Here is a 1,013-nt window from a genome sequence, read left to right as displayed (position 1 = left end):
GATCCGCGTCCTCTGGCGCGCATGGAGCGACAGCATTCCATACGATCCCCAAAAACATGCTGCCGCAAAGGCCTTCATCCCTACGGGTTGACACAGGAAGTCTCATGCCACTTCCTCCCCATGCGCACAGAGCAGCCCCATATAGGCCTTTGCCGAGGTCGTTTCGACGTTCGCCTTGGGCAGGTAGGGGTAGATAGACAGATCCAGTCTCGGCGGTCGGCGCTCCACCCGGCACAGCAGCAGATGCTTGACGGCGTCAAAGCCGATCGCTCCGAGTTGCAGGGCCTGCTTCACCGCCGCGTGCAGATCGGCAACCTCGAAGCTTTCCAGCAGGCGAAGAACCTGCACGTACTCGCGCCGGCCGTGCTTGTTCATCCGCGCCTCCATCAGGCGGCGCAGCGTGGCGAACTCTTCGGGCAGATCCCAGCCCTGGAGAGGTGCCGCCTGATCCAGGGCGTTGATCTTCTGCTCGATCAGCGGCAGGTAATGCAGCGGATCGAAGACGACGTCTTCGCGTTCCCAGCTCCGGGGATGACGGGCAATAATCTCGCCGCGGCAGCCGATCACTACCGCGTCGACATAGCCCCGGACCCAGACATCCTGATGGCCATAGGCGACCGGGACCGAATAATCGTTGGTCTTGTAGCGCACAAGCGACTGGGCCGTTACCTTGACGCCGGCCTGATCGCACGCATCGAAAGGCGACGGCGGCAAGGAACGCATGGCCTCCAGATCCCGCTGTAGGCGCGCGCCGATCGTCTCGCTCTCACCCCGCAGCCTGTCGCGCTGACGTTTGCGGCATTGCTCTTCCAGCCAGCTATTGAACGCCTCCCATGTCGCAAACTGGGGGATCGGCACCATGAAGTTGCGTCGGGCGTAGCCAACGAGACCCTCGACGTTGCCCTTATCCGGCATGATGGCGGTGGCGCTCCAACATCTCTGCCGCACTTCGGTGATTGGCGTTATGGTGAGACCATCCGGGATGTGGGGCGCCGGGAGCACGCAAAGTGCGG

Annotated in this window: 1 protein-coding gene; it reads right to left on the bottom strand. The window is 62.7% G+C overall.

The window, feature by feature from the left end; translation table 11 throughout:
- Window positions 1–102 precede the first annotated feature (102 nt).
- Window positions 103–1,013, bottom strand: a 911-nt coding sequence (locus tag VSX60_RS22360; protein ID WP_442873144.1) for a Mu transposase domain-containing protein, incomplete at its 5' end; no start/stop codon positions are given.

This window comes from Aurantimonas sp. A3-2-R12 (assembly GCF_036016755.1).
GTDB classification, from domain to species: Bacteria; Pseudomonadota; Alphaproteobacteria; order Rhizobiales; family Rhizobiaceae; genus Aurantimonas; species Aurantimonas coralicida_A.
This window is presented reverse-complemented; position numbering and strand designations above follow the sequence as displayed.